We start from the raw sequence: 2,859 nt of genomic DNA on the forward strand, positions 1-2,859 counted from the left end.
TACATAATGATATAGGCATCATGCTTATGAGCATGAATCTAACCAAATTAGCCCTCGAAGCCAGAAGAAAAGCGGAAGCTTTTCAGGCATCGAGTCATTCAAATAAAAATCGCAATGAAATCGTCAGAAAGATGACTGATTTCATTGCGATTTATTTATTTTGGACTAGTTATTTCCCAGTCCCTCTTTTCACTCTTATGAAACTGGATGAGTGGTATCAATTGGATCTCTTGGATTGGTTGGGTCTTGCGGATCCACGGGCTCAGCTGTATCGTCGCTGTCACTCATATCATCTGAAGCTTTATTTACTTCATCACTGACTTCATCCGCTGCTTCTTTCGCAGTCGAACGAACTTCATCTTTTAACTCTCTCGCTTCTTTTCTGATTTCGTCAGAAGCGTGATGTAATTGTTCTTTTAAATCTTGAGCTGTTTTAGATAAAGTAATCTTGATATTTTCAGTTGCTTCACCGGCAGTCTGAGTCATTTCTCCTGATTTAACTTTAGCTTTATCTGCATATTCCCCTGCTGTTCGTTTGGAATCATCGTATTTTTTAGCGATGTCCTCACGTGTTTCTTTTCCGCTTTTAGGGGCAAACAATAAACCTAAAGCCGCTCCAACTAGTACACCTTTAATAAATCCCATAATTTTTTCCTCCTCAATAAATGTATAAGTCTCTTCTGGTCTTATTATAGAACAATTAGGAAAATAATTAAACGAGAATACCTTATAGTCTGAATACTTATGAAAAGAGCTCATTTTAGGCTCCTTTTTTTCTTCATGCTATACTATTTATGAAGAGAAGTAGGGCTTATCGTCTTTTTTGAGAGGAGGATTACTCTTGAAATTTTTTGATCGATCAGATGCAGGGGAACAATTGGCAGATGTGATAGAGTTGGAGACGACCTTAAACACAGTTGTATTAGCCTTGCCAAGGGGAGGTATTCCACTTGGACTCATTATAGTAGACAGGTTTCATGTTCCTTTCGATGTGGCGATGTCTAAAAAGATTGGTCATCCTTCTCATTCCGAATACGCCATCGGTGCTGTATCAGAAGAAGGAGAACCCATTTTAAATACGACAGAAGTTACGGGATTAAATAATGAATGGCTTGAAAATGAAGTAAACGCGATTCGCCGTAAAATGGAAAGTAGACGCCAGCAGTATTCAGCCTATTTGGAAAAAATACCCATAAAAAATAAGACAGTCGTTATTGTAGATGACGGAATAGCCACGGGGATGACGATGAAAGCAGCTATCCAATCAGCTTATTCTCTTGAAGCTAAAAAAGTGATAGTAGCTGTTCCTGTCATTCCTAAAGACACTTATGAGGAACTGAAACAGCTGGCCGATGAAGTCGTTGCTGTAGAGGTGCCGAGAGCTTTTTTAGGGGCAGTAGGAGCGTACTATAGGCATTTCCCGCAAATAGAAGATGACCAGGTCCTTGAACTATTAGAAAACTATCAAAAAAAGAATAAGCCATAAGAAATTTAAAGAGATTCTTAAGCATTTTTTAAACATGCTTCGGTATACTGGAAGAGACAAAAAAAGAGAGAAATAAGTAGGAGGACAAACGATTGGATATTGGAATTGATAAAATAGGGTTTTATTCCCCTAATGTATATGTAGACATGGAAAAATTAGCAGAGGCTAGAGACGTAGAGCCTGCCAAGTATACGATTGGAATTGGTCAAGAAAGAATGGCAATCGCTCCTTTACACCAAGACTCTGTAAGCTTGGCTGCGAATGCGGCATTGTCTATTTTGGACGAAGACGACAAAGAGAAAATTGACTTCGTTTTATTCGGTTCAGAATCAGGTGTGGATCACTCTAAATCAGGAGCCGTATGGGTTCATCAATTAACAGGCATCAACAAAGAGGCGCGCAGTGTTGAATTGAAACAAGCCTGTTACGGAGCGACAGCAGGAATTAAGATGGCTATGGGTCATATTGCTTTAAACCCAGAAAGTAAAGTTCTTGTATTAGGGACAGATATTGCAAAATACGGTGTAAAAACAGGTGGAGAACCAACTCAAGGAGCTGGAGCTGTTGCAATGGTCCTATCGAGTAATCCGCGTCTCTTATCATTAGACAACGACAGTGCGGCTTTAACTAAGGATATTTCTGATTTCTGGAGACCCCTTTACTCAGACTATGCTTTTGTAGATGGGAAGTTTTCCAACCAAGCTTACTTGGACTTCTTAAACGATGTGTGGGTCAACTACCAGGAAAAAACAGGCCGTACGTTGAAAGACTTTGAAGCGATGACTTTCCACGTGCCTTACACAAAAATGGGTAAAAAAGCTATTTTAGCTATGACAGAAAATGAAGAAGAGTCAGAAAGAGACCGACTCATGGAATATTACCAAAGCAGTATTTATTACAACAAACAAGTAGGTAATATCTACACAGGTTCTCTTTACTTGAGCTTGCTTTCCTTACTTGAACAAGGTCCAGAACTAGAAGCAGGATCAAGAATCGGATTATTCAGTTACGGTTCTGGTGCTGTTGGAGAATTCTTTAGCGGAACGTTAAAAGCGGACTATAAAAATTACCTAAGCAAAGACAAGCATGAGAGCTTATTAAATGAAAGAAGAGAGCTATCCATCTCTGAATATGAAGAGATGCTCCAACAATCCTTACCTAAAGACGGTGCAGATATTGAAATTGAAAGCGAAGATATGAAAGAAGGCACTGTTTATTTAACAGGTGTCAAAGAGCATATCAGACAATACGTGAAAAAATAAATGAGTTAAAAGGAGCCTTTCGAGGCTTCTTTTTTTTATAGTATGGTTCGGGTGTCAAAAGTCTCAAAAACTCTCTGAATGTGTATCTAAAAACCGCTATCTTCACTCTTT

Annotated in this window: 3 protein-coding genes; 2 read left to right on the forward strand and 1 reads right to left on the reverse strand. The window is 38.9% G+C overall.

Features of this window, described 5'->3' with window-relative positions; all coding sequences use genetic code 11:
• Positions 1-195: 195 nt before the first annotated feature.
• Positions 196-645, reverse strand: a complete 450-nt coding sequence (locus tag ABDZ53_RS03795) for a YtxH domain-containing protein (RefSeq protein WP_343754143.1) — start codon at positions 643-645, stop codon at positions 196-198.
• A gap of 196 nt (positions 646-841) precedes the next feature.
• Between ABDZ53_RS03795 and ABDZ53_RS03800 the strand changes: the two genes are divergently transcribed.
• Positions 842-1,486 (forward strand): phosphoribosyltransferase, encoded by a 645-nt coding sequence (locus tag ABDZ53_RS03800; protein ID WP_343754145.1) that lies wholly within the window; start codon positions 842-844, stop codon positions 1,484-1,486.
• A gap of 92 nt (positions 1,487-1,578) precedes the next feature.
• A complete protein-coding gene (locus tag ABDZ53_RS03805; protein ID WP_343754147.1) occupies positions 1,579-2,748 on the forward strand; it encodes a hydroxymethylglutaryl-CoA synthase in 1,170 nt (389 codons plus the stop codon).
• The last annotated feature ends 111 nt before the right edge of the window (positions 2,749-2,859 follow it).

The sequence above is a fragment of the Alkalibacterium iburiense genome, assembly GCF_039521845.1.
Classification (GTDB): Bacteria; Bacillota; Bacilli; order Lactobacillales; family Carnobacteriaceae_A; genus Alkalibacterium; species Alkalibacterium iburiense.